Genomic DNA, 23,812 nt, shown 5'->3' with positions numbered 1-23,812 from the left:
CTTTTCGCTCAACACCAGGCCGGCATGCTCGAGCAATTGTAAATGCTGCGAGATCGACGGCTTCGACATGTCGAAGCGCGCGGCGATCTCGCCCGCGCTCAATTCGTGGTGCGCAACATAGGCGAGGATCTTGCGGCGTACCGGCGAGGACAGCGCCTCGAAGATGAGTTGGACTGACATGCGGCAAGGCTACACGATACCAAGTCAATTAGGCAATCAATTAATTGTTGACGGCTAGACGATAAGCTGATTACCTAAATGACGAAACGAATTCGAACGGGGCAGAGGCGAGAGACAAGACCGGCTGTGAATGGCGGACGGCAAAGGAGGATGCCAAGATGCGCCCAGCCCTGAAAACCCTGCTCAAGGTGGTCTTCGACATAGTCGCCACGATCGCCTTCTTCTACCTGGCCATGCTCACGGTGCCTTACGCTGTCGGCTTCGCCACCGCGGCGCTGATGCATCTCTTCTCATTCATCCCAGGGCTCGTGCCGGCCGGCTGGATTGGCAACCACCAGTCCTTTCTCACGGGTGCCCTGATCGACACTTTGGGCATCATTTATCTGATGCTGGTCTTCGCCATCGGCATCGAGATCGTGCGCCGGCTGGTCGGGTCCAAGTCGATCTGGCTCTATGTCGCTGGCGCCTTCGTCACCATGACGGTCTATATCAGCCCGGCCACCGCATCCGGTTCGGCCAGTGCGTTCGCGCTGGCATTCCCTCTGATGATTGCCGCGGCGTGCGGCGCCGGCTACTGGCTGGTGACGGTTCGCTTGCGCGCCGCTGTCATCCAGCTCGCCAGGCGCCTGATCTGCGGCCGCGATGCCAATGCCTGCGTGTTTTCCTGAGGAGGTCAAAATGACTGCATTGCGCCTTTCAACTCGGCTGCGCTTTTCAACTATGGGATTCATTGCGCTGTCAGCATTCGCGCTCGGGATGGCCGCCGGCAGCGCCACGGCAGCCCCGGCGAAGGATCTCTACAAGCTCTGTCGCCAGGTGAAGAACGACGACACGATCCGCCCCTATTCGCACACGCTTTACGCCGGCACGGTCAAGGCGTTCAAAAAGCTGTTTCCCGACGCCAAGAGCGCGCCGGAGGAACCGGAACTCGAGACCCAGGCTAACTATCGCTGCATGAACGGCAAGCTGTTGGCCTGCTTCGTGGCGCCAATCTGCCCTGCACGAAGATGAACGCCTCACGAGACAATCCCGGCGCCGATGAATTCTGCAAGGCCAACCCGAATAAAGACTTCGTGCCGGCCGCGGCGAGCGGTCACGATACCGTCTATTCCTACAAATGTCAGGATGGCAAAGCTGTGGTCACAGGGGATGTGTGGGCACTCGACAAGCGCGGCTTCGCCAAAAAGCTTTGGACCGAGGTAATTCAACATTGAGTCCCCCCGCGGCCCGGACATGGCCGGCCAACCCTAGCTCGCTCGATATTTTGCTGGCCGGGGCCAGGCGAAAGCATCTCGATCTGATCGGCGGACAGCTGGCTTCCGCTGCGCTGCGTGGTCGTCGCTCAGGCAGAAATCGAGGGCGGCTGGTCGCCGCCCCCGACTAAGCTCAGCGGTCGCGTCTTCCGCTGACCCGCTCCAGATCAGCCCCCGAATAGGCATCAGCCGCCGGATCGAATCCGGTCCAGCCGCCGGCTTCGTATTCCTTGCGCCGACCGGCGATATCGACTGAATTGTATTGGCTGAGGATCTGTTCCGCGTTCGGAACAAGATTGTCCTCGACCTTGGCAGTGACCAGCGTTCCACCGCGGCGAATGCCTTCCGCGTAGACGTGAGCATCGTTTTCCGGCACGCCGGCTTCTGTCATTGCGCCGATGATACCGCCTGCAGCACCGCCGACGACGGCACCACCAACAGCGCCGGCAGCGGTGGCAGCCAACCATCCGGCGGCAACCACGGGCCCAACGCCGGGAATGGCCATCAAGCCCAACCCCGTGAGCAGTCCGCCGGCACCGCCAACTACGGCGCCAACGCCCGCGCCTGTCGCGGCATCTTCCCCAGCTTCGGACGCTTCAGCCTTGTGCCAGCCTGTGGCGTTGTTGGCTACTATGCTGATGTCCGAGCGGGGCACACCCGTGGCCTCAAGTTCTCCTACGGCATCGCTGGCGTCGTCATAATCGTCGAACAGTCCTGTTATGGTTTTCATTTGAATGGTCCTTGGTTTGTGATCAGTTGGCGCCGGCAACAACGTTGCCTTGGTAGTCAAGCGCGATGGGGACGGACTTGCCGTCCTTGCTCGCTGTGCCACGCCAGATGCCCTTGTCGTCCTTCGTCAGTGCGGAGACGTCGGCGTAACCCGCCTTCTCAATAGCGCTCTTGGCCTGGTCCTCGGTAAAGCTGTTGGCACCCGGCACCGGCGCCGCCGGATTGGTGGTATTTGTGCTGGTGGCGGCCGGGGTGGTGCTATTGGAAGCCGGCGCCGAAGCTGCGATCTTTTCGATCATTTCCTGATGCATCTTGAGCGTCGGCAACGTGTCGGCTGCGAACGATTTCAGAGCGGCGTTGTCGCCGTCCTTTGCGTATCCTTCGAACAGGCTCACAGCGTCGGCATGGGCCACCTTCTGCATCTTCGCATAGGGTGCATCGACGGGCGCCGCAGCCGACTGAAGCTTGTCAACATCGGCCTTGTGCGGCGAATCCAGGTCCGATGGGACCTGCAACTTTTGCTCACCGGCAATGCTCTCGAGTTTGGCATTGGCGGCGCCATGATCGGAGATCATTTTTTGAGCGAAATCCTTGAGGCTCTGATCCTGGAGCTTGTCCTGGGCGACCTTGCTCGACTGCACCTCGAACATTCCGCCGATCGCTGCCTTGGTTACAAAATCCTGGGCCGATTCTGCGGCCAGCGCAGGCAGCGCAAACACCATTGCTGCCGCGACCGATAACGACGCCCAGCGGAGACTGTTCTTCATGAATGGGTTCCTTGATTAGAGAGGACGATGCTCCCTAATGTCCAGACGGAGGCTTTGTTCCGGCCGCTGCCATCTGCGCGCCGTCGTGCGGTTGGGGCCGACCTTGGTTGCCGTTGTCCGGGACAATTGGTCGAACGTGGCTCAGGGCGGTCGGCAGCGATCTCGAAAGGCTTCATCGACGAATCGTGGATAGCCGACGCTGTCGCCGGAGCGGTTCGATTCAACGATCTCGTTGTGCATCGCCTGGGTAACTGCGATCTCGTGCGGGGTGGCGCCGGCACAGGCACAGGTGAGCTCGCCGGCCAGTGCCACTATCGCTCGCATAACCGGAACAACACGTCCGCTTTGTCAGAGAGATCTGGGCGACACTGGCGCCGTGGTTGGGCGCAAAAGATAACCAGGCTTTGATTGGCGAGCACCTTCAGCGCATGGCGCACAACCGCCACGATCGTAATACCCGCGCCATCCAGAACTGCTCAGCACTAACAGCGACTGGAGGGTTGAACCATCGGGTTGCCATCACAAGTCACCTTGGGCAACCCTACGCTTCAGGTCGAGGCTGTTCAGGAGGGCTACCAGATCGTCGGCGTAATCCTTGTCGAGACCGACGGCCGGTACGCCCCACGCGTCGGCCGGCAACCCGGTGAACACGTCAAACACGGTCCAGGTTTTGTCCAGGTCCATCTTGAGGTCGTATCTTTGCGGTGCCATGCGAGAGGTCCCTTCGTCGACTTGCACGAAACTGCCGAACTTTCGGGACGCTCATGTGGTTCCTTACTCGTGGAGGTCGAAGAGGCGACCTTTCCACTCGCTGAGGCCAACTGAACTACCTGTTCACATAGCTCGTTGTCCGTCCCCATCTCGTTTAGCTCTTTCATAATGTCAGGACGCTTTGCTCGTCAGCGCGACGGTCTTTGTTAGGGAGACAACGTCGCACTTAAGGGATTCCTCCATGGCTTTCTGAATGCGCTTCGGGGGACTTCGACAGGCGATCCACTGGGGTACCACTCGGCCTGGCAGCTATCCACCCCGTCGGGTCAGGAAGCGGCGCTGATTGCAACTGGCTTGGCGGTAAGACATGCGAGCAACGGTGCGAGTTCCCCCATCTTGAGCAGGGCCACCGATTGGACGAGTTTGCCGAGTTCGGCTTGCGAAAGGATGTCCTGCCCGAGGTCGTGGAGCTTCTCCTCGACGGGGATTGGTCCATCTGATTCTTGGCGTCGCCGAGTGGACGCGGCACATCCGCGGTTCGCTCGTGTCCACCGACGACCATTGTCACGCGCGCCGGCGTGCGTTGCGGGAATGTGCCGGCAAATTCATCAGGATAGCGAACCTCCACTCTTTGAGCGAGTTCCACCACCTGCGGATCTGAAAGGGAGTGGGGGCGAAGCGGCCGAAACGCCTCCGCGCCGCGCAACGCTGCGAGTGCAGCAGCAAAGGGAACGGAGAACTGTCCCCCCTCAAGCGATTTTGGCGCGTATTCGTTGGGGAGTTTGCGTGCTTCGGGAAAGATGTCGACCGCCATGCGGCCGATCGGTTCATCTGTGCCGCGGCCTGCGACCAGCGCCAGCACGGCGTCGATGACCGGGTGTGTATAGCGGCAGGACGCATAGGGTTTGAGATAGGTCTCGCAGATCAGCCAGCGGCTACCCAAATCAGCGGTGATTGCGCCGACGTTGTAGGCATGAGCGCGGTCCAGCATGTCGATCGAGCCGCTCATCCCACAACTGGCCCGCTCGACGGAGAACAGCGCGGCAACCGTCGACCAGGGACTGCTGCCCTTGACTGAGCTTGCCTGGCAATCGCCTTGCGGCAGATTTTGCGGTGATTCGGCACCCGCTATCGCGAGTGCATGGGCAAGCTGATCCGTGTGCATCTTGCGCAGCCATCCAATGGCGGCCGCCACTCCAAACCCGGTCCACTGACCACTTGCAAAGCTCATCGTTTCGGAAAAGCGCCGGGCAGCCGCAATGCGCAAGGCGACGTCATATCCAATCGCGGTGGCTGTAAGCACCTCATGGCCGTCACTGCCAAGCTTTGCCGCTTCCATCAGGATGGCTGGAACGATGGCAGCCCCCGGATGACCTGCCGCAAGACAATGGCCGTCATCGACATCAAGCGAGCTCGCCGCAGCGCAATTGGCAAACACGGCGCCAAGATAATGCAACCCTCCTTCAGCGAACCAAGCGTGTGCGCCGCCGGACCCGAAACAAGCCTTAGCAGCGACGCGTGAGAGCCTGGTATTGTCGGTCGGCACCCCGCCAATAAGCGCCGCGAGGGTGTCGAGGATGGCCCGTTCGCTCTTTTCAATGACCTCGTCTGAAAGGTGCTCGTAGCGCACATTGCTGACAAAGCCGGCCAGCTGTTCGGTAATTAACCGCATCTATCTCTCCAAAGAAAAATATACCTAGTATACCTTGCCTTCTGGCATGGAAAGACTGGCTGTGAAATTTCTTTTCAGCCCTCGCTTTGCAGAAGGTGGAACGTCAAAATATGCTGGTCACCGATGGAACCGCGAAAGATCGATCCGGTGTCGACGAACCCCGCCTTGAGATAGAGCGACTTGGCGGGCACATTGCGTGCGTTGACTGCAAGCATCAGTTCCTTGACCTCGGGCCGGTTCCGCCTCAGCCAGGAAATCGCCAGACCCACTCCCACCCGGCCATAACCTTTTCCCTGGCACGGAGAAGAGATCCGAAAGCTGTGCAGTGTCACAGCGCCGCGCGGCGCCCACCCTGGCGGAGCCTGTTTCTCTCGCAGGATGAAGAACCCTACCGTCTTCTTCGCGACGACAATCGTGAAAGCATGTTCCTGGTCGGGATACTGGCTGGCTTCCAGACCGTCGAAAACCGCATCCACCGAGCCGGCGAACTGCTCCTGTCCTGGATCGAGCACCAGTTTTTTGATGGCGGCACGCTCCAAGACCGTTACTGGGCACAGATTGATCCGATCAGGGCGGACCGCGTCTGGAAATGCCCATGGCTCCCGAAACGACGCTTTGCCGGATACCGATCGCGACTTCATGGATCGATCCTTTGCGTTGCCATGCTCCACTGCATCCATAAGATCGCACCGCTCGCGCAAGCAAACACGCAGGAAAGACCGAGGAAGATATGCCGGGCAGGAACACCCGAATCCGTCTTGCGCCAGCGGCCTCAGCGTCGTCATGAGATGGATATGCGGATTGCCGGGACTGTCGTGATAGGCCCAATCGGCAACCATGCCGCGCGAAAGAATTTGTTCCGCCACGAATGCTCGCGCCAGCGCAATGTTCTGCTCGCGAGAAAATTCGACTGGGAGCGCCAGATCCGTCTCGCGCATGAATTGCGCGTCGGCTCGCTTCTCGAAAGCCTCGACGGCATTCCACAAGGCAGCGGAAGCGCCTGCCGCGTCGCACCCGTCGATCAGGCTGCGCAGCCATGCTGGCGCTGCTTCAGGCAAGGCAAACTCGGAATGGGCAAGCCCGTGCTTGTTCGAATAGTCGGCGACCCGCGCCTCCGCCTCGATCTCCATCCGCGCGCAATGCCGATAGGCGGCGGACGCGACCGCGCTGCGGCCTTCTCCCCGGCCGATGATCTGCGCATGCAAGTGGTAGATGGCCATCCGGCTGCAAAGCTCCCGCCGGGAGCACACCGTCGCGCAAGCGACGTATAACCGTGGCGGGAAAGCCATTCCTCGGCGGCGACGCGGTTGGGGGCAAAATGGACAAGATCGGCATCCTCGCCGGCCCGATCGAGGACGAGCACGGAGCCGATCGCCGGCCGCTTCTTGACGGCGAACTTAAGGTCGCTGCTCACGGAAAACGTCCGGTGGACGCGCAGGACGATCGTCCCCTGGCTGCCATAGTCGCCCTCATGGAGGGTGATGGAGGCAGGGATCGTCGTGTTGCCAACACGCGCTTCGGCTTGTTTGCGGATCAGGCGACCGCCGGAATTGCGGGTTTCCCAAGCGGCCAGCTTCTTGCGGTGCCTCTCGGGCGGGCGCGGCGAGCCGTCGGAATATGTCAGGGTCGAGCCGAGCGGCACGAGGTCGTAGATCAACTGAGCGGACATGGTTTCTCCATGATGTTGGGTGGAAAACAGAACCGCCGCCGGTGATGCACCGGCGGCGGGATGATCGTTCGGGAGGGAAGAGGTAGGGCCTACTCGGCGGCCACCTTGTAGGCCTCGCGCTGCTCGTCGGCGAGGTTCTGGTCGACGGAAGCCGGAGCCTCATCGGCGTAGTCATGCGCCGGCTCGACGACCGCATCGCCGTCGAGCTCGTCCCGATCTTCCGGCGTAGCGTCGTCTTCAGGCTGCTCGACGCGCTCGTTCTTCTTCAGCCACGACGTGAGCTTGATCTGGTCGGGACCGAACAGCGCCGACGGATGGACGAAGCGACCTTCCTTGAAGTGCTCGACGAGGGCTGCGCGGGTGTCCTTGACCTTCTGACGAGGAAGGACCGACGTATCCGCGCACGAGGCCTCCAGCGCCGCTCGCGACAGGCACGAGAGGAAGTCCTCCGTGCCCATGTTCGGCAGGAAGTTGTCGGCGCCGATCACATCGCCAGCAACGCGGGAGACGACGCCACTGTCCGAACGGTTTTCCCTGCACGACAAGACATCGATCAGCAGCGAGCGTACCGCGACCCGGAGCGTGTCGATATCGAAGTCGAGCTTGCCATCCTGATCGAACAGGCGTGCGGCATGTTCGCCAAGGCCGGCCGCCCCGTAATAGGAGATGTCGCGCGTGCCTGATGCCACCGTCACGTTCTGTCCCGCGAACGCCAGGACCAACAGCGCCATCAGCGTATCGTCCTCGATCGGCGCCCGCGACAGCGCTTCATGCAGAGCATCGGTGCGCAGATCACCGATCATCTCGATGCCCTTGCGGGCGACATCGGGGCGGGTCTTCACAACGATCGCAGCATCGTCGCCCTCGCCGACCGGCTGTTCGCCCTTCCTCGGCTTCTTCACCTCGGGCATGCGGAAGTGCACGGTCTGCACCTTGCCCTCACGGTCGAGATACAGGGCCGTATGGTCGGACTTGCCCGGCTTGCCATAGACGCGCTCCGCCTTCTTCGGCAGCTCCGGCTGGCCCCAGTTGTTGGTCTCGGTGATCACCCCCTTCTTGGGCAGGTTCTGCGTCATCCACTCCTGCTGTGCGCCCAGAAATGCCTCGACATCGGTGGTGTAACGGCTGTCCTGATCGGCCGGGGCGAACAGGTCCTCGACCCAGGCAATGCCGTAGGCCTGCGCGAGCTCGTCGCCGAAGCTGGCATCGCGGGCATACATGCGGGTCTTCTGCAGGCCTTGCGCGACACTCCACCAGGAGACCTGCGGGTCGGCCTTCGAGGGCTTGTGCTTCTTCCAGACCTCCTTCTGGTCGTCGAGCGAGGCAGAAGCGATGGTGCGCAGCTGACCCTCATTGGGCATATCGCCCTTGGCCATCTGGTCAAGCATGGCCGGCAGGACATTGGCGAGCAGACGCAGCTTGCGGATCTGGCGAACCGGCAGGGCCAGGGCGACAGCGATCGCTTCCTCGGTCCAGCCGAGTGCGACGAGGCGTTCGATGGCGCGCCACTGATCGACGGGATTGAGCTGTTCATGCGCGAGCGTTTCTGCGAGCGAGCGCATGGCGCCGCCATCCTCGGCGCGTTCGGTCACCAGCACAGCGATCTCTTCAAGCCCGGCGGCGATGGCCTGCTTGACGCGGCGACGGTGAGCATCGCCTTGGCGATCAGACCGAGGCGGCGTTGCTCCATGATGGCGGCGGCCATCGTCATCGTCTTACCGGCGCCGACGGCGTGAGCGAGGTAGGTCGAACCGGCCGAAATGATGCGCCAGATTCCACGCATCTGATGCCCATAAAGAACGAAGGAGCCCGAGGCGCCAGGCAGCTTCAGATGGGAACCGTCGAACCCTCGTGGCGCAATATTGTTGAAGCGGTCATTGTAAACGCGGGCCAACCGGTCGGTCCGGTCCGGGTCGGACCAGATCCAGCGCTGGAAGGCCTCCTTGATCTTGTGAAGCTTTTCCTTGGCCGCCTCGGTATCGACCACATTGAGCACGCGCCGTTCGCTGTCGCCGTCCTTGATTGTATCGAAGATCTGGGGCACGCGGCTGTTGAGCGCATCTGTCAGCAGCTCACCCGCATGTCGGCGCCCCGTCCCCCACTCCGATGTGCCGATCGCGAGATAGCCAAGCTGGCGCGCATCGACGGTCCAGGAAGCCAGTTCCGGCATGTGATGGATCTTGATGTCGACGTTCATCGTCTCCCTGACGAAGGCCACGACATCGAAGGCAGGAATCCACGGCGCGCCGAGACGCGCGGTGATGTCGGAGGGGCGAAGGTCGACCGGCTGCACGCCCTGCAGGGCCGTGACGTTGCGTTCATAGGCCGGATCGAGAACGGCAGCGGCTTCCGCGACCTTCAGCTTGCTGCGGACATGGCCTGACAGATAGAGGCCGTCGACCTCGTCGTCATTGCCGGGGCGTGTTCGCGGCGAAGCCTCACTTGCGCCCTGTAGGGCGCAAGTGGCAGGCAACGATCCCCGCTTAGTGAACCGGGCGGTACTCGTAGGGATCGTATTCGTGGACCACCGAGCGCTCGTCACCGTCATATTCGCTCGACACCATGACGCCGAACTCGCCATCGACTTGGAAGAGCGTGACCGGGACCATCAAGGTCTGCGCGAGATTGAAGGCATGGTGCTGAGCAAGGGTGAAATTGTGCGACATCGTTTGGCTCCCGTCTTTGGGCGGGGTCCATCCCCGCTCGACAGGCGCCCGACGTGTTCAGGGCATGGCCGCGGTCACCTTGTAGGCGCAGCCGCAGAGGTCGCACGCTTGCGTAGCGAACCCCTTGCGGGTTGATTGTGGAAGGCCAGGACCTGAATCAGGAAAGCCGGACATGAGAGCGGGATTGCACCTCCTCAATGGCGGCCGCCCTGTCCCCCGTCTCACACTCCTTCACGTGCTCGCCCGAGAGCCGTTCATACCGAGCCCATTCGCCTTCAGTTCAACGTCACTGCGCCATGCCTTCCACCGGCATCACCGAACAGCAGGCGGATGACCAATTCGGCTGGGCCTGAAGGAAAACCCCAACGGTTCCGATAGCCTTGGGATCCAAGGCTTCATGGGTAACAACCAGCACTCCGTGGGATAGTGCAACCAAGCCCTCTAAGTCGTCGGGGCTGGCCGCTTGAGCCCGGGCACCGCGCTCTTGGAGTAGGAGCCCGTGTACTCCAAACCTCTAAACTCCCGTCGTATCTTCCCGGTGGCCGAACGGCTATCGCTTCGAGCCGTGCAAGATGGCGCGCTTCCGGCGTCGCATCGGTACACTTGACTTCGGATGCAATCACCCGTCAGCCGCAGTCGAACTGGCAAGGGGGTGCTGAAGCCGGCGTGATCTATGTCATCAAGGCCTCGGGCTTCGCAATGGACGCCAGCCACTCCGTCGAACACTCTCAATCGCTGGATACGGCCTCCGTGAGCATGCTTCGGACGGCAGGCGCTAACCGCTGGAAGCCGCCGGTGCCGCGGGGCAGGGGTCTCTGATGCTGCCGGCTCAACATGCTCGGCACGCAAGCTCGGGGTGATCTGATGGTAGCGGCATATCAGAGGTATGGCTAGCGGTGGAGCGACCAGGAGCCCAATCCGGCCATGTCGGTCAAACGGATAGCCTCAAGGGTGTCGAGTTCCTTCCTGATGGGCAGTTCTCGATCGGTCTGCTCTTCCGCGTTCCTCCTCCGGGTGTTGCGGCCAAAGAAGGATCGAATGGCAGTCAGCATGTGCGATGTTTCCCCGCGTTCTCGAGAGGTCTATAACATCGCTGCTACAATCCGGTTCCAAGGCAAACTGAAATAAGCGCTAGAGTCCAACGCTTCATAGTGCCACAGCCGGGATTTCCGCTTGCCGTTTGACAAGGCCCACCCGCCGAGCAGCATCAGCGCACCCCAAATCAAACAACCCGATCTCCCAGTAGACCCACTGGGACCGCGGGACGGTTTCGTTGACATGGTGTGTGCCGAGAAGCTGGTGATCGTCCACTCCCTCGACCAGGTTGAATATGCCAAAGCCCATGAGCATCGTTGCAAGTAGCAACTTTCCTGACCACCCGAGATGAGGTTGGCGCGTCGCACGCCATAGCACAATGAGACCTAGTGCGACGAACACGTATGTGCCGGCGTGGAACCAGCCATCGAGGGACGTGTTGAACCGAAGGTTCTCAAGACTGCCGGCGGGATAGCCGGCTAGTCGCCATATGATGCCACTGGAGCAACTGATGCAGAACGATTCCCTCGAAGAACCAGCCTGAGCCAAGCCCGAGCAGGATCCCGGGCGAGGTCGGGAACCTGTGAGGCGCTTCGTCGCTGTTCCTTTTTCTCCTAAGGGGACCCAACGTCGAGCCCGTACATCACCGTTTTTGCGCTACCGGCGCGTCGTCATCGGATCTTTTCGAGAACCGCTTCAGCTGGCAGACCGAGACGGTGACTGCCACCGGCCTTGTGGTATGGCGACTGGACAGAACGCTATGATGTCAGGAGGCAACTGCGCATGACCGACCAACAACTGATTATCGAAGCATTGGGAGTCTCGTCCAGTTTTGACGTCGCGCTTGAAGCGCGCCGACGCATCGACTTTCTCGGCACCTATCTGCGTGCCTCGAATCTCAACACCTACGTTCTGGGCGTAAGCGGTGGCGTGGATTCGCTTGCCGCCGCTCTTCTTGCGCAACGGGCGGTGGAGGAACTGCGAACGGCAGGATATGAGGCCAGATTCCTGGCCGTTCGGCTTCCATACGGCTTACAGGCCGACGAGAGCGACGCGCAGCGGGCACTGGATACAATACAAGCAGACGAAGTGCGCCGGGTCGACATCAAGCCCGCCGCCGACGCGATGCTGGATTCGATCAAGCTTGCGGGCACCGACCTCGGCGATGCCGGCCGAGAGGACTTTTTGCTTGGCAACATCAAGGCTCGTGAGCGGATGATTGCCCAGTTTGCGCTTGCCGGCGCCACCCGAGGGCTGGTCATCGGTACCGATCATGCGGCCGAAGCACTGATGGGTTTCTTCACCAAGTTCGGCGACGGCGCTGCCGACATCCTTCCTCTTTCCGGGTTGAACAAGCGTAGGGTTCGCGCCTTGGCGGCGCATCTGGGCGCTCCGCCTCAATTAGTTGCCAAGGTTCCGACTGCCGACCTGGAGAACCTAATTCCGCTTCGCCCGGACGAAGATGCCTATGGCGTAACTTACGATCAAATCGATGACTTCCTTGAAGGTCGGGAGATCGACGAAGCCGCGCGCACGCGCATATTTCAAGCGCACGCCGGCACCGCACACAAGCGCGCGCTTCCAGTGGCGCCCGTCGCCTCGTCCGGTCCATCACGACAATAGCCGGACTCTCGGGATGGATGCTCACTATTGCTGCGACCGCCGCCAGATCTTCCACGTCCGATCCGACAGCGTCAGGTGCCGAATCCCGCCCTCGGGCTCACTTGGATTCAGCGAATAAGTTGAGCCGTCCTATCGCGCGCAATGCATCGGCGGTCGGCCCCGAGGGCGACTCTCGATCGAAACGAGCACTGCGTAGGGACGGTTGTCCGTCGCGGTGATGGCGCCTTTCCGGGCGCGCTCGGTTAAGCGACGTTTGAAAAAATCTGCTGATCCAGGTCGCACGTGGCCAGCCCATAGCGCCACCTGTGATTCGTTGCCTCGCGCCGGCTCTGATAGAACAGCGTCAGTTGCCGGCCCTCTATCATCACAGTCGAGTGCCCGTTCTCTCCCGGCTCGCCCGGATCCAGCACTGGGCCGACGGACACGTAAGGTCCTTCGACGCGATCGGCAATTGCGAAGAATACACGCTGGCGGCTGCCGCGCGGCCCCTCGGGCAGGAAGCAGGTTGCATTGAGCAGCACGCGTCCATCCGGCAACTCGACCAGTTGAGCGCCTTCGATGCCCCATTCATAGTCGGGATGCTCGCGTGCGTTGTGATGCGGAACGTCCAGGTGGTCCAGGATCTTGCCAGCGCGCTTCCATGGTCCGAACCAGGAGTCGGACTGGCTGCGTGCGAGATAGACGTCGGGTTGCGGGACCCTGCTGAATTTCGGCATTCCCGAGTAGACGATGTAGCGCTTGCCGCCGATGACCGCCGGATGGGGATCGTAGATGCCATCTTCATCGGTGTCCGGCAGGGATAATATCGCCGACGTCAAAACAACCCAGTGGAAACCATCATTAGACACCGCATGCTCGCACCGCCCACCCGACTTCATGAATTCGGTCTGGATGAACATGTGGAAAACCCCGCCTTCGTGGATGACACCGGGCGCCGCCACACCCGAGCCGGTGATCGGCAAGGCGATCGGTTCATGCTCGGTCCAGGGGCCACGCGGATCCGGCGCTGTGGCGTGCAGTATCTTCCATTCCTCCCTCGTGACGGTGCCGCTCGATCCGAACATGTGCCAGAGCGTTCCGTCGAATACGGGACAAGGGTCTTTCAGGTCGTCCACCTGCTGCGGGTGAAACAACGGAAAGACGTGCGTTTCAAAATTGATCTGCATGTCCATAAACCTCGACAGCCTCTCTCAGCTTCCGACACCCAGGTCCAAACAAACTGATTCGAGGCGCTCTTATTCTAGCAGCGTCGGCTAACACGTGTCGATTTTCCCACAGGCCTTCAACAGCTCGAGGAGTGACAAAGCGCCACGTTAGGGCGCCGTGGTCCCAATTCCAGCGGATCTCGTGCCGCATTCGGACCGCCCGCGAAGCAGTCGAGCGGCCCTACCTCTGATCGTTGAGGCCGATGATCGCCCACGCAAATCAATTAATACCGCGGGAACAACTTACTAAATCGAAAGTTAGATGGAACTGAAAGCATCAGGCAGGAGTGTCGAAAATTAACCTAGGTTAATTCTTCGAGACTTGACTCGTATTAAAAGGGAAAATATATGGAAATCGCGCCGGCAAAAACAAAAAAAAGCACGTCTATAGCGTACAATGCAGTAGTTATCTGCTTTTCACATCTCCGATGGAATTTTGTATTTCAAAGGCCACAGCACCTCCTGACCCTCGCCGCCCGGCAGCAACAGGTAATTTACTTCGAAGAACCAGCCTTCGAAGATGTCCGCGGTCCCTTCATGCGCGTGAACGACGTAGCTCCGGCAATCAGGGTTGTCACGCCGGTCGTCCCGCTTGGAACATCCGCGACAAAGGTGGACGCCATCCAGCGAAGCTTCGTCAATGAACTCGTCGCACCCGTTCCTCATGACCGGCTGATTGCGTGGTATTACACGCCAATGGCGCTGCGCTTCAGCAGTCATCTGCGCTGCAATGTGTGTGTCTACGATTGCATGGATGAGTTGTCCGCCTTCCGCGACGCGCCCGCGGAACTGGCACAGCTGGAAAGGGCGCTGTTCCGCCGTGCCGATCTGGTCTTCACGGGCGGGCAAAGCCTCTATGAGGCAAAGCGCAGTCAGCATCGTTCGATCTTTGCGTTTCCAAGCAGCATCGACGCTGCTCATTTCAACATGGCGAGAGAGGGGGGCGAGGAACCATCCGACCAGGCAGCCATTCCCCATCCAAGGGTTGGCTATTTCGGCGTGATCGACGAACGGCTCGACATCGCCCTTGTTGGCCAGACGGCTGCCGCGATGCCCGACATCCAGTTCGTCATGCTTGGGCCGGTGGTCAAGATCGATCCGGCGACCCTGCCACGGGCAGACAATTTGCATTGGCTCGGGCCCAAGAACTATGCCGATCTGCCGAGCTATCTTCGTCATTGGGCAGTCGGTTGGATGCCGTTCGCGCTCAACGAGGCAACGCGATACATCAGCCCAACCAAGACACCCGAGTTTCTTGCGGCCGGACTGCCCGTGATCTCCACCGCGATCGTTGATGTCGTTCGCACCTACGGTGCGGCTGGTCTCGTCGAGATCGTCGACGCCGACGACATTGCGACCAAGCTTCGCTGCATGCTTGCCCGCCCCAGAGACCTGCAGGTGAGGGCAGTTGATGCCTATCTCGCCGACAAGTCGTGGGAACGCACTTGGGATGCCATGACCTCACACATCCACGGTGTCCAGGCGATGAAAACTGTCGTTCCGCTGCGCAGGAGAGCCTGACGATGTTCGACTGGCTGATCGTCGGAGCCGGCTTTGCCGGCAGCGTGCTTGCCGAGCGCATTGCATCGCAACGCCGCGAAAGTGTCCTGCTCATAGACCGCAGAAATCATGTCGGCGGCAACGCCTATGACTGCTACGACGAAGCGGGACTCCTGATCCATCGCTATGGTCCCCACATCTTCCACACCAACGCGCAATCCATCGTCGACTATCTGTCGCAGTTCACGGCGTGGCGGCCCTACGAACATCGCGTCCTCTCTTTGGTAGACGGCAAACTGCTGCCCATCCCGATCAATCTCGACACGATCAATCGTCTCTACGGACTTGATCTCACCTCCGAACAACTGGAAGACTTCTTCGCTTCGCGACGCGAAACGGTGGAGGAGGTCCGAACCGCCGAAGACGTGGTGGTCAGCACCGTGGGCAGGGAACTCTACGAAAAATTCTTTCGCGGCTATACTCGCAAACAATGGGGCGTGGATCCGTCCCAACTGAGTAAATCCGTAACGGCACGGGTGCCGACCCGCACCACCCGCGACGACCGCTATTTTGGCGATACGTTCCAGAACATGCCCGCCGGCGGCTATACGCGGATGTTCGAGCGGATGCTGGACAGGCCTGAAATCAAGGTGATGCTGCAGACCGACTATGGCGAGATACGCGACAAGATCGGCTTTCGGCAGCTGATCTATACTGGGCCGATTGATGAATATTTTGATTGGAGGCTCGGCCGTCTGCCTTACCGTTCCTTGCGGTTCGACCATGTGACAGTGGATTGCGAACAATTCCAGCCAGTGGCGGTGGTGAACTATCCGCAGACGGAAAACTACACCCGCGTCACGGAGTATAAGCATCTGACAGGCCAACGGCATCCGAAAACCAGCCTCACCTACGAATACCCGACCGATATAGGCGATCCCTATTACCCTGTTCCGAGAGCCGAGAACGAGGAGCTGTACAAACGCTACGAGGCAATGGCGGACGCCTGCCCAAACGTCTGGTTCGTTGGACGGCTAGCGACCTACCGTTATTACAACATGGATCAAGTGGTGGGTCAGGCCTTGGCCACATTCGCGAGGATACAAAAGACCCTGCCGGCCTCGGCTTCTTTGGAGGCGCCGACATTTGCTGTGCTCGCGCCGTAACCATTTGCCGGACGAAGCCGAACGCGATGCCGTTCTACCCGACAGGCCCATGCTGCACGCGTGATGGCCGGGCTTACGCGAACAGAAGGCGCTGGCGCGCCAGCTCGTCCGCAACTGGCTGCCGGATGCTGCGCGAACCATCCGCGTGCACGGTAGAAAACAAGCCGACTTCGGCGTGGCGGGAATTGTCCCAACCCGGATAGGCTGTCACGGGGTAAATGCAAATGCCTTGGATGGGGACGCCCAGCTTCATCGCGCCGCGGACCTCATCGCAGACATAATGCAGCCATGCTGGCCCGGCGGATCCTTCGGACCCGGTTTCAGCAATGAACATCGGCTTGCGGAACCTGTGAGCGACCTCGAGCAACATCTCGGACAGCGCCCGATATTCATGGTGGCCCATGGGAATGGTCGGACCGTTTAGATACCATTGGTTGTGAGGATAAAAGTTCAGGCCAATCACGTCGACAAGATCCTGGCTGCCGCCCAGTTCAGGCTCGACCTGTCCCATCAGCATCTCATACGCCTCGAACTGACCTCGCCGGGCGTTCTGCGCGCGTTGCCGTTCCGCTCGGCTGCCGTCGCGAGGCGCGATATGGATCAGCGGCTCAGCCCAGACGAATCGACAGTCGGGGTCGGCCTGTCGCATTGCACGGATGCCCGCGACCGCTGCCTTGACGAGATGCCGTTTGAACCATCCGCGCTTCTTTGGGCCGACACGCGGGAAGTAGCCGACTTCGACGGCCCAGGCAAAGAACGAGATTTCGTTGATTGGACAAAGCAGCGGAGAGGTGCCCGTGAAGGAGCGATGGAACCGCACGGCCTCCGCGGCAAAAGCGGCGTAGGCGTCGATGAATTCCTGCGATCCCTGATCGATGTGATCGGGCGACCCGTAATGAAAAACATCCCAGATCACCTGCACGCCAACGGCACGAGCCGCTTCGATCATGGCCGCCCAACTCGACCAGTCATAGATGCCCGGCGCCGTTTCGATCAGGTGCCAGCGCAACCCGTCTCGGATCGTTCGAAGCCCGAGCTCGGCACAGCTCCGGTAGTCCGCCAAGGCATGGATGTTGTGCGAGGTAGCGCGAACAAGATCGAGCCGGACACCGTCGTTCCGCCTGTGGGAGGAACATTCAAAGCCGGCCATGAAGAAGCTTTCGAAGGTTCGGCCGACCGCTCGGTGTTGACCACCGTCTACCACATCCTGGACCGGGCCGGATCGTTCGGTGGGGGCCGGCCTGGCCATCATGCTCTCTCGCGGGTCTGGCGATTTGCCCGTAGCTCGTTACAGTTCACGGTGCTACGCGATTCGTCGACAGGATCGGCTTCAGGATGCCGACTGGCGCGAGCCTCTGCTTGGCTTCTGTCCTGCTCGTCCATGCCGCGCTTGGCTGTGTGCGGCCAGGCTAGCCTACCCGAGTGTGCCGGCTCCTTGATTGTCATTGATGCATTTCTCCGCTGGCGATCGGCGCCGGAGCTAAACCGCGAGCACAATGCTTTGTTCCGGCTGCGCCCGTTACGAACCCCATGCGGATGATTGTTCCCCGGCGCGTCGCAAACCCCCACGGCGGGTCACCGCCTGCACGAGAATGGAACCGGCGACCGTCCCGGTAGTTGGGATGATTATCGGTCGGAGGTTTGTCCATGCTTTCCCCCATCGAGGAGCTCGCGCGTTCCGTCAGGGAGCGGCGCGCGATCCTGTTCGTTGGGGCTGGCGTGTCAATGAGTGTCGGCCTGCCCTCCTGGCGTAAGCTCATCGATCATCTGGTCGAGGACCTGGGCATCGATGATGGCATCATCGCGCCGTCGGACGTCAGCTACCAGACCCTGGCGGAGTTCTACCGGTTGAAGCGGGGCACCATCGGACCGCTGCGAAGCTGGATGGATCGGAACTGGAGTGTCTCGCATGAGAAAGTGAGACGTTCGGAGATCCACCGCCTGATCGTGGCACTGGACTTCCCGATCATCTACACGACCAACTACGATCGCAACCTCGAGGTCGCCTTCGAAGTCCATAGCCGCGACTACGTGAAGGTGGCAAACGCAAAAGACATCGCCAAGGCCAGCAACGGGGTCACCCAGATCGTCAAATACCACGGCGACTTCGACGACGACTCCTCCCTCATTCTGGCCGAGACCGACTATTTCGACCGGCTGTCCTTCGATTCACCCCTGGATGTGAAATTCCGCGCGGATGCATTGGGGCGGACGATCCTTTTCATCGGCTACAGCATGTCGGATATGAACATCCGCCTGCTTTTGCACCGCCTGTGGCAGACCTGGAGGCTGTCCGGCTATGAGACCGACCGCCCCAGATCGTTCGTATTCATGCCAAGCCCGAGCGTCGTCCAGGAGGCGGTGCTGGGTCGATGGGGCATCGAAATGTTGAGTGAAGAGGCGGCTCAGCCTGAACAAGCGCTAGCGGCGTTCCTGTCCAAGCTGCTTGACGCCATGAGGGGGGACGAACCGGGCACCAGGGCGGCCTTGAGGGCGGGGTGAAGGCGATCACCCCGCGGGTCGCTTCATGGTGGTCTTGCGCCAAACAACCGCGCCCTGCCGAAGCGGATTGCACACGTTTCGCGCACTCGCGTGCAACTCGACATGGTCAGGATAAATACTGTCGAACAGAAGGAACATCTGGTTCTGCGGTCGGTTGGGCGAGATCAATGGAGATAATATGAGATGTTTTACACCGACAAGAAATTGCAATTCCCTGTGCGCGTGGAAACGCCCAGCCCGATCTTCGCTCGCGCCTTGCAGCAGGCGATCGGGGGCGTCGAAGGCGAGATACGAGTAGCGCTGCAGTACTTCTTCCAGGCCTGGGGGGCGCGCGGCCCAAGCAAGTACCGGGACCTGCTGCTGAACACCGCCACTGAGGAACTCGCCCACATCGAGATGCTCGCGACGGCCGTGGCGTTGAATCTGGAAGGGGCGCCGCTGTCTTTGCAAGAAGACATTTCAGCCGATACGATCGGCGGCTCCGTGTTGAACGGCATGAACTTCCGCCACATCCTTTCCACCGGACTCGCGGCATTGCCGGAAAATTCAAACGGCGTGCCCTTCAATGCTTCACACGTCTACGCCAGCGGCAATCTCGCCGCCGACATGATCGCTAATGTCACGGCGGAAAGCAGTGGCAGAGTGCTTGCCACACGCCTCTACAATATGACCGACGATCCCGGCATGAAGGAGATGCTATCGTTCCTGATCGCCCGCGACACGATGCACCAGCAGCAATGGCTAGCAGCCATCGAGGATATGGGTGGGCTCGCGACCTCGCTGCCGGTTCCAAACTCCTTCCCCCAGGAACAGGAACTTCGCGACGTCAGCTATGCATTCGTCAACTGTTTCGTCGACGGCGTGCCGCCGCCCGAGGGCCGTTGGTCGAGCGGCAAATCCATTGACGGCAACGGAGAGTTCACGACCGTCCCGGGCCAGCCGATGGGTGAGGAACCCATGCTTGGCTCCCCCCGCGCGGACAGCGGAGCACAGAGCGAACAGATCGGTTCTGCCAAAGGCTCCAGTCGCGCCAGGGGGTCGGACGGCAACCGCGCTCGCGCCTAGTGACACCTTCCAGCTCGGGGCTGACGCCAACGCTTTCTCCCGTGCCGCCAATCCCGGGGGAAAGCACTCTATGGCGTCGCGCCTCTGCTCAGGGTGAAGTAGCCGTATTGGCGGAACTCACCTGCTGCCCATCACTTGGCCAGCGAACCATCGTCACCGTCAATCGAACAAATCGATGAGGGGACGCGTGATCATGAGCCAGAAGATGGCGAGCACGGCGGCGAAGGCTGGGAAGCCGAAGACAAACCACAACCGAAACAGCTTGTTGTATCGCTCCGGCGGCGGGTCGCCAGATGTGGCGGCGCGCGCCACCAGATTGCGCATCTCCATCTGCATCCAAACAACCGGCAGCCAGAACAGGCCGGTCACGATATAAAGCACAATCGACAGCACGATCCATCCTTCCCTCAGTGAATAGCCAGCCTGCCAGGCAAGGGCTACCCCGGTGATCGGCTGCGCGACGACGGCAGTCGCGGTAAAGAGGAAATCAGCGACAACCACGATGCGGGCAACTGCCGCGATCGTTGCGGCATTGCCGGTCCGGTGGGCAAGGAGCATGAAGAAGGCGATCCCCGCCCCTGTCCCAAGCAGCACGGCTGCGCCGATGACGTGCAGATATTTGATTACGAAATAAAGCATCAGCGCTCATCCAGGATCGCCAGGGCAACGAAGTGCAAGACGAGGATCGGCAGGATCTTCATCAGCGGGCCGAGTGGCTCGTTCCAGAGATCCGGGCGCAGGATGGTGCCGGCGATGGCGTAGGACAGCGAGATCGCGATCGCACCCCAAAGACCCGGGCGGCTTGTCGGCCGGAAGGCAATTAGCGCGCCGACAGCCGCGTCGGCGATTGCACCGGCCACGACCGCGGCCTCGGCGTGGGGCGCCACCGCAGTGCCGATCAGCAGTTCGACGCCATTACGCCAGCCTGTCGTGAGCGAGATGATGCCGGTCATGATCCAGAAGAATGGCAGCACAACGAAGATCGCCGGCTTGATGAAATAGAGCCCGGCAAACCATCGCTCCTGGACCGTTGCCGGGTCGGCCGCAAGTGCTGATGCGAGGCTTGCCGGGTGAATGCCTGTCGTCGCGATCCAAGGCTGCGGATCACCGACAGCGCCTCGAGTGATTTCTTTTTGCGCATTGCTGCGGATCGGCGGTCGCCAGCCGAGCCATCCAGCCAGATCGCCCAGACGATAGAGGCCTCTCGCCGCCCAGCCAGGCACGGTGAATACGGTCGCCTTTTTCCATCCGAACCACTGGCGGTAACGACTGATGAGCTCTGTCATGGTGAGTGCCTCCGGCCCCGCAAGTTCCAGCGTCAAGCGAGTAGGACTCGCGGGCTGGAGGAAGAAAAGAACAGTGGAGACAATGTCATCGAGCTGAACGACTTGCAGGCGACCGGTATCAGGCATGGCGGGCAACAATGGTAGTGCGGCCAGCCCACGCAACAATGCGCTTGCGCCAAAGACGCCGCGCCCCAGCACCACCGAGGGACGCAGGATCACCCAGCCGATATCGAGCGCCATCAATGCCTTGTCGCCGGCCAGCTTGCTGGCGGAGAAGGCGGACGGCTGATCGCGGTCGACACCGATCGCCGAGAAGTGGATGACCGTCTTGATGCCGGCCCGTTCGCAGGCCCTGAAGAGAGCGGAAGCGGCGAAGGCATGGACCTCCTGAACCTTTTCCCGCGCGTTGTCCTGCAGAACGCCGGCGCAGTTCACGACGGCATCGACGCCTGAAAGAGGGGAAGACCAGTCCTCCGGTCGGACCGCCTTCGTCATATCCACGATGACGTCCGAATTCTTCGGAAAGCCCGCAGGTCGGGCGCGGCGGAGCACGCGCCGTACTTCGTGTCCCTCCGCTTCCAGGCGCGCGCATAGTGAGGCGCCTATCAAACCCGTAGCGCCGGTGACGAGGATCTTCATCCCTGGAGCCCGGCCTGCACCGGCGCTCGAGTCTGGGGTGCCCTGTTTGCCGGCCCGGAAAGAACCACGCCTTGTTTGTCGAAGCCGGATCCGCGGCAGGACCAGTACCATGTCCGGTCGACCGGGTTCCAACCGTCGATGCAGCCGGCAATCGAACCGTCTGCCGCCTCGCTGATAGCGAGTTGCTCGCCATCATGGTTGATCACCCGGCCGTCGCCTGGGTCGATCTCATCGATCTCAACAGCTTTGGTGCGACGTTCGGACAGGAGCTGTCTTTTGCTCGACGCCGGTTCCGCGGACATAGGCGCGGCCGCTGCTTGGTCAAGCGCCATCAATTGCCGGACATCCATGACGGACCTCCTCGGCGTGATCCAGTGCGGATATCTAGGCCGCCTTTTGCATCGCTCTCTCGTTCACACCGGCCTCCCCGAGTTGCGTCAGTGCTTCATCGGTCGCCTTCTCCTCCTTGAGCGACTGTTCGAGCAGCGGAACGGCGTTTTTCAGCCCAAGCAAACCGGCCCAGGTGATCAGCGTTCCATATCGGGCGATCTCATAATGCTCGACGGCTTGCGCGGCGGCCACGAGCCCGGCATCCAGGGCTGGAGCCTGTTGAAAGTCCTCCAGGATCTCCTGCCCTTCTTCTATGATGCCGTCGATTGCCGGGCAGGTCTTTCCCTGTGCCCGCTTGCCGAAGATCTCGAACACCTGCTGCAGGCGCTCGATCTGGCCTTCCGTCTCACCTCGATGCTTCTCAAAGGCAGCAATCACCTTTTCGGATTCAGCTCCCTTCGCCATCTTCTTCAAGGCGGAAAGGATTTTGCGCTCGGCGTAGTAGATATCCTTCAAGCCGTCGTGGAAGAGATCCTCAAGTCCCTTTGTCTGCGAAGCTTTCTTGGTTGCCATCCTCATCTCCTGCTTGAAAGCGCGCCGGGCGGCACCCCGTTCAAACGAGGCGGCCCCTTGTTTGTTCCGCCGTTTTTCCCCAGCAGACGCCGGCACCCCGTCGGTTGCGAATAAGCGGCATCGACGGCAGTGCCTGAATGCGCACACAATTGGTGTTGTCTCGTCAATGCCGCATTGAGGCTCTTACGGCGCCAATGGGGCACCAGGATGCCGGGGAAACGACGAATATCCCCGCGAGGGCTGCGCCACGCGCCATCCTGTACGACTGAACGAGGGCGGACCTGTTCACTCGTTTTGCGCAAGATAGCTGTGCATATCGGTTGCGGCGATCGCCGCGTGTCCGAAGGCGACCGCGACCTGGTTGATTTCGTCAACCACATCGCCTGCGGCGTAGAGGCCCGCAATTGCGGTTCGCTGGCGCGAATCCACGACAAGATTGCCGATTTCGTCACATTCCGCGCCGAGGTTGGTGGCCAGCTTCGATCGCATCGTGCAGCCCAATGCGGGATAGATGGTATCGAAAGACAGCGTGTTTCCGGCAACGAGCCTGACGGTCGCCTGATGGCCGGCAGAGCGGATCGAGCCCGGGAGGCACGCGTGCACCTTGATTCCAGCCTTTTTGAGCAAGGCGTCGGCGGCGGGGTCGAATCGAGTTGTCGTCTCGACCAACATGGTGACGTCACTTGTGTAGCTTCGCATAAACAACGCCTTCTTCATTGCGTGATCTGCCGGGCCCATCACCGCAACCCGTCCGTCGATGACCTCGTAGGCGTCACAGATCGGACACAGCCGCAACGTGCCGGCCTTGATCATATCGGCGGCGTCGGGCGTGTCTGGAAGCGTATCGACAATACCGGTGGCCATGAGCACCGCGCGAGCCCGAATGGGAACCGATGCCGTGGCGATGAAATCGGTCCCACCCCGCTTAATGTCGTGGATCGTATCGTCCACGAGATCGACTCCGCTCAGCAGTGCCTGCTGCCGCAGACGATCAAGCAGCTCAACACCGGCAATACCGTCAGGAAACCCGGGACAGTTGTGGGTTACCGGTATCCACTTTGCGCGGCTTTGGCCGGCGTCCACAAGGACGATCCGGCGCCGAAAACGCCCCAGGTAGGTCGCGGCGGTCAGGCCGGCTGGTCCGCCGCCGACGACCAGGCAGTCGTATGATTCGCCAGGACGGATTTCATCGTCTGAAACCACAAGAGAACTCCCGACATGAGCGCGTCATTCCTGGCTGC

General features: G+C 60.9%; 25 protein-coding genes and 3 pseudogenes. 8 read left to right on the top strand and 20 right to left on the bottom strand.

Going from position 1 to position 23,812, the window contains the following annotated elements:
• A partial coding sequence (locus tag FJ428_RS22955; RefSeq protein ID WP_140880295.1) for a metalloregulator ArsR/SmtB family transcription factor occupies positions 1-180 on the bottom strand: 180 nt, incomplete at its 3' end.
• Between the two features lie 158 nt (positions 181-338).
• Here FJ428_RS22955 and FJ428_RS22950 point away from each other — a divergent pair.
• The 3 genes from FJ428_RS22950 to FJ428_RS22940 are packed head-to-tail and all read left to right on the top strand — an operon-like array spanning position 339 to position 1,394.
• Positions 339-848: a hypothetical protein gene (locus FJ428_RS22950; RefSeq protein ID WP_140880294.1), complete on the top strand. Its 510-nt coding sequence runs from the start codon at positions 339-341 to the stop codon at positions 846-848.
• Between the two features lie 10 nt (positions 849-858).
• On the top strand, positions 859-1,191 hold the full coding sequence (locus tag FJ428_RS22945; protein ID WP_140880293.1) for a hypothetical protein: 333 nt from the start codon (positions 859-861) through the stop codon (positions 1,189-1,191).
• Positions 1,188-1,394, top strand: a complete 207-nt coding sequence (locus tag FJ428_RS22940) for a hypothetical protein (RefSeq protein ID WP_140880292.1) — start codon at positions 1,188-1,190, stop codon at positions 1,392-1,394. The genes FJ428_RS22945 and FJ428_RS22940 overlap by 4 nt, the downstream gene beginning before the upstream one ends.
• 172 nt (positions 1,395-1,566) lie before the next feature.
• On the opposite strand, the gene FJ428_RS22935 is transcribed toward FJ428_RS22940, so the two are convergent.
• The 12 genes and pseudogenes from FJ428_RS22935 to FJ428_RS22880 all read right to left on the bottom strand — a co-directional run bounded on the left by FJ428_RS22935 (position 1,567) and on the right by FJ428_RS22880 (position 11,310).
• Positions 1,567-2,163, bottom strand: coding sequence for a hypothetical protein (locus tag FJ428_RS22935; RefSeq protein WP_140880291.1), 597 nt, complete (start codon positions 2,161-2,163; stop codon positions 1,567-1,569).
• A 22-nt stretch (positions 2,164-2,185) separates the two neighbouring features.
• Complete coding sequence (locus tag FJ428_RS22930) at positions 2,186-2,929, bottom strand: DUF4142 domain-containing protein (RefSeq protein ID WP_140880290.1); 744 nt, start codon at positions 2,927-2,929, stop codon at positions 2,186-2,188.
• A gap of 141 nt (positions 2,930-3,070) precedes the next feature.
• A complete protein-coding gene (locus FJ428_RS30385; RefSeq protein WP_181167368.1) occupies positions 3,071-3,241 on the bottom strand; it encodes a hypothetical protein in 171 nt (56 codons plus the stop codon).
• 207 nt (positions 3,242-3,448) lie between these two features.
• A complete protein-coding gene (locus tag FJ428_RS22925; RefSeq protein ID WP_140880289.1) occupies positions 3,449-3,640 on the bottom strand; it encodes a hypothetical protein in 192 nt (63 codons plus the stop codon).
• Between the two features lie 226 nt (positions 3,641-3,866).
• Positions 3,867-5,312 (bottom strand): MmgE/PrpD family protein, encoded by a 1,446-nt coding sequence (locus tag FJ428_RS22915; protein ID WP_224519006.1) that lies wholly within the window; start codon positions 5,310-5,312, stop codon positions 3,867-3,869.
• 74 nt (positions 5,313-5,386) lie between these two features.
• Positions 5,387-6,532 carry a GNAT family N-acetyltransferase gene (locus FJ428_RS30975; RefSeq protein ID WP_181167367.1) on the bottom strand — a complete coding sequence of 382 codons (1,146 nt, stop codon included), beginning with the start codon at positions 6,530-6,532 and terminating at the stop codon, positions 5,387-5,389.
• A 47-nt stretch (positions 6,533-6,579) separates the two neighbouring features.
• Positions 6,580-6,981: pseudogene (locus FJ428_RS30785) on the bottom strand (hypothetical protein); the annotation flags it as partial.
• Positions 6,982-7,070: 89 nt separating this feature from the next.
• Complete coding sequence (locus tag FJ428_RS22900; RefSeq protein ID WP_224519007.1) at positions 7,071-8,579, bottom strand: plasmid partitioning protein; 1,509 nt, start codon at positions 8,577-8,579, stop codon at positions 7,071-7,073.
• 50 nt (positions 8,580-8,629) lie between these two features.
• Positions 8,630-9,370, bottom strand: a pseudogene (locus tag FJ428_RS22895) (lactate dehydrogenase); the annotation flags it as partial.
• A gap of 94 nt (positions 9,371-9,464) precedes the next feature.
• The gene (locus FJ428_RS22890) at positions 9,465-9,647 is read right to left on the bottom strand and encodes a hypothetical protein (protein ID WP_140880288.1); all 183 of its coding nucleotides are present in this window, start codon (positions 9,645-9,647) and stop codon (positions 9,465-9,467) included.
• Between the two features lie 890 nt (positions 9,648-10,537).
• On the bottom strand, positions 10,538-10,699 hold the full coding sequence (locus FJ428_RS30370) for a hypothetical protein (RefSeq protein ID WP_181167365.1): 162 nt from the start codon (positions 10,697-10,699) through the stop codon (positions 10,538-10,540).
• Between the two features lie 30 nt (positions 10,700-10,729).
• Positions 10,730-11,310, bottom strand: a pseudogene (locus FJ428_RS22880) (DUF2243 domain-containing protein).
• Positions 11,311-11,465: 155 nt separating this feature from the next.
• Between FJ428_RS22880 and nadE the strand changes: the two are divergent.
• Positions 11,466-12,305, top strand: coding sequence for an ammonia-dependent NAD(+) synthetase (nadE, locus tag FJ428_RS22875; protein ID WP_140880287.1), 840 nt, complete (start codon positions 11,466-11,468; stop codon positions 12,303-12,305).
• 242 nt (positions 12,306-12,547) lie between these two features.
• Here the strand turns inward: nadE and FJ428_RS22870 are convergent, their stop codons facing one another.
• Entirely contained in the window at positions 12,548-13,471 is a 924-nt protein-coding gene (locus FJ428_RS22870) for a hypothetical protein (protein WP_140880286.1), read from the bottom strand.
• Positions 13,472-13,858: 387 nt separating this feature from the next.
• Here FJ428_RS22870 and FJ428_RS22865 point away from each other — a divergent pair, with 387 nt between their 5' ends.
• Both FJ428_RS22865 and glf read left to right on the top strand, forming a co-directional pair.
• A complete protein-coding gene (locus FJ428_RS22865; RefSeq protein WP_140501397.1) occupies positions 13,859-15,031 on the top strand; it encodes a glycosyltransferase in 1,173 nt (390 codons plus the stop codon).
• Between the two features lie 2 nt (positions 15,032-15,033).
• Positions 15,034-16,176: a UDP-galactopyranose mutase gene (gene glf / locus FJ428_RS22860; protein ID WP_140880285.1), complete on the top strand. Its 1,143-nt coding sequence runs from the start codon at positions 15,034-15,036 to the stop codon at positions 16,174-16,176.
• 73 nt (positions 16,177-16,249) lie between these two features.
• Here glf and FJ428_RS22855 read toward each other — a convergent pair whose 3' ends face one another.
• The gene (locus FJ428_RS22855) at positions 16,250-17,425 is read right to left on the bottom strand and encodes a beta-glucosidase (protein ID WP_224718670.1); all 1,176 of its coding nucleotides are present in this window, start codon (positions 17,423-17,425) and stop codon (positions 16,250-16,252) included.
• A 398-nt stretch (positions 17,426-17,823) separates the two neighbouring features.
• Here FJ428_RS22855 and FJ428_RS22850 point away from each other — a divergent pair, with 398 nt between their 5' ends.
• Both FJ428_RS22850 and FJ428_RS22845 read left to right on the top strand, forming a co-directional pair.
• Complete coding sequence (locus FJ428_RS22850) at positions 17,824-18,678, top strand: SIR2 family protein (RefSeq protein ID WP_140880284.1); 855 nt, start codon at positions 17,824-17,826, stop codon at positions 18,676-18,678.
• Between the two features lie 183 nt (positions 18,679-18,861).
• On the top strand, positions 18,862-19,743 hold the full coding sequence (locus FJ428_RS22845) for a manganese catalase family protein (RefSeq protein WP_140880283.1): 882 nt from the start codon (positions 18,862-18,864) through the stop codon (positions 19,741-19,743).
• 159 nt (positions 19,744-19,902) lie between these two features.
• Here the strand turns inward: FJ428_RS22845 and FJ428_RS22840 are convergent, their stop codons facing one another.
• From FJ428_RS22840 to FJ428_RS22820, 5 genes are all read right to left on the bottom strand, one after another.
• Complete coding sequence (locus FJ428_RS22840) at positions 19,903-20,382, bottom strand: DUF2269 family protein (protein ID WP_140819198.1); 480 nt, start codon at positions 20,380-20,382, stop codon at positions 19,903-19,905.
• Complete coding sequence (locus FJ428_RS22835; protein ID WP_140880282.1) at positions 20,382-21,668, bottom strand: SDR family oxidoreductase; 1,287 nt, start codon at positions 21,666-21,668, stop codon at positions 20,382-20,384. Before FJ428_RS22835 ends, FJ428_RS22840 begins: the two co-directional genes overlap by 1 nt.
• A complete protein-coding gene (locus tag FJ428_RS22830) occupies positions 21,665-22,018 on the bottom strand; it encodes a hypothetical protein (protein ID WP_140819202.1) in 354 nt (117 codons plus the stop codon). Before FJ428_RS22830 ends, FJ428_RS22835 begins: the two co-directional genes overlap by 4 nt.
• A 34-nt stretch (positions 22,019-22,052) precedes the next feature.
• Positions 22,053-22,571: a ferritin-like domain-containing protein gene (locus tag FJ428_RS22825; protein WP_140501426.1), complete on the bottom strand. Its 519-nt coding sequence runs from the start codon at positions 22,569-22,571 to the stop codon at positions 22,053-22,055.
• Positions 22,572-22,856: 285 nt separating this feature from the next.
• On the bottom strand, positions 22,857-23,774 hold the full coding sequence (locus tag FJ428_RS22820; RefSeq protein WP_224519009.1) for an NAD(P)/FAD-dependent oxidoreductase: 918 nt from the start codon (positions 23,772-23,774) through the stop codon (positions 22,857-22,859).
• Positions 23,775-23,812 lie beyond the last annotated feature (38 nt).

This window comes from Mesorhizobium sp. B2-8-1 (assembly GCF_006440955.1).
In the GTDB taxonomy this organism is placed as follows: Bacteria; Pseudomonadota; Alphaproteobacteria; order Rhizobiales; family Rhizobiaceae; genus Mesorhizobium.
This window is presented reverse-complemented; position numbering and strand designations above follow the sequence as displayed.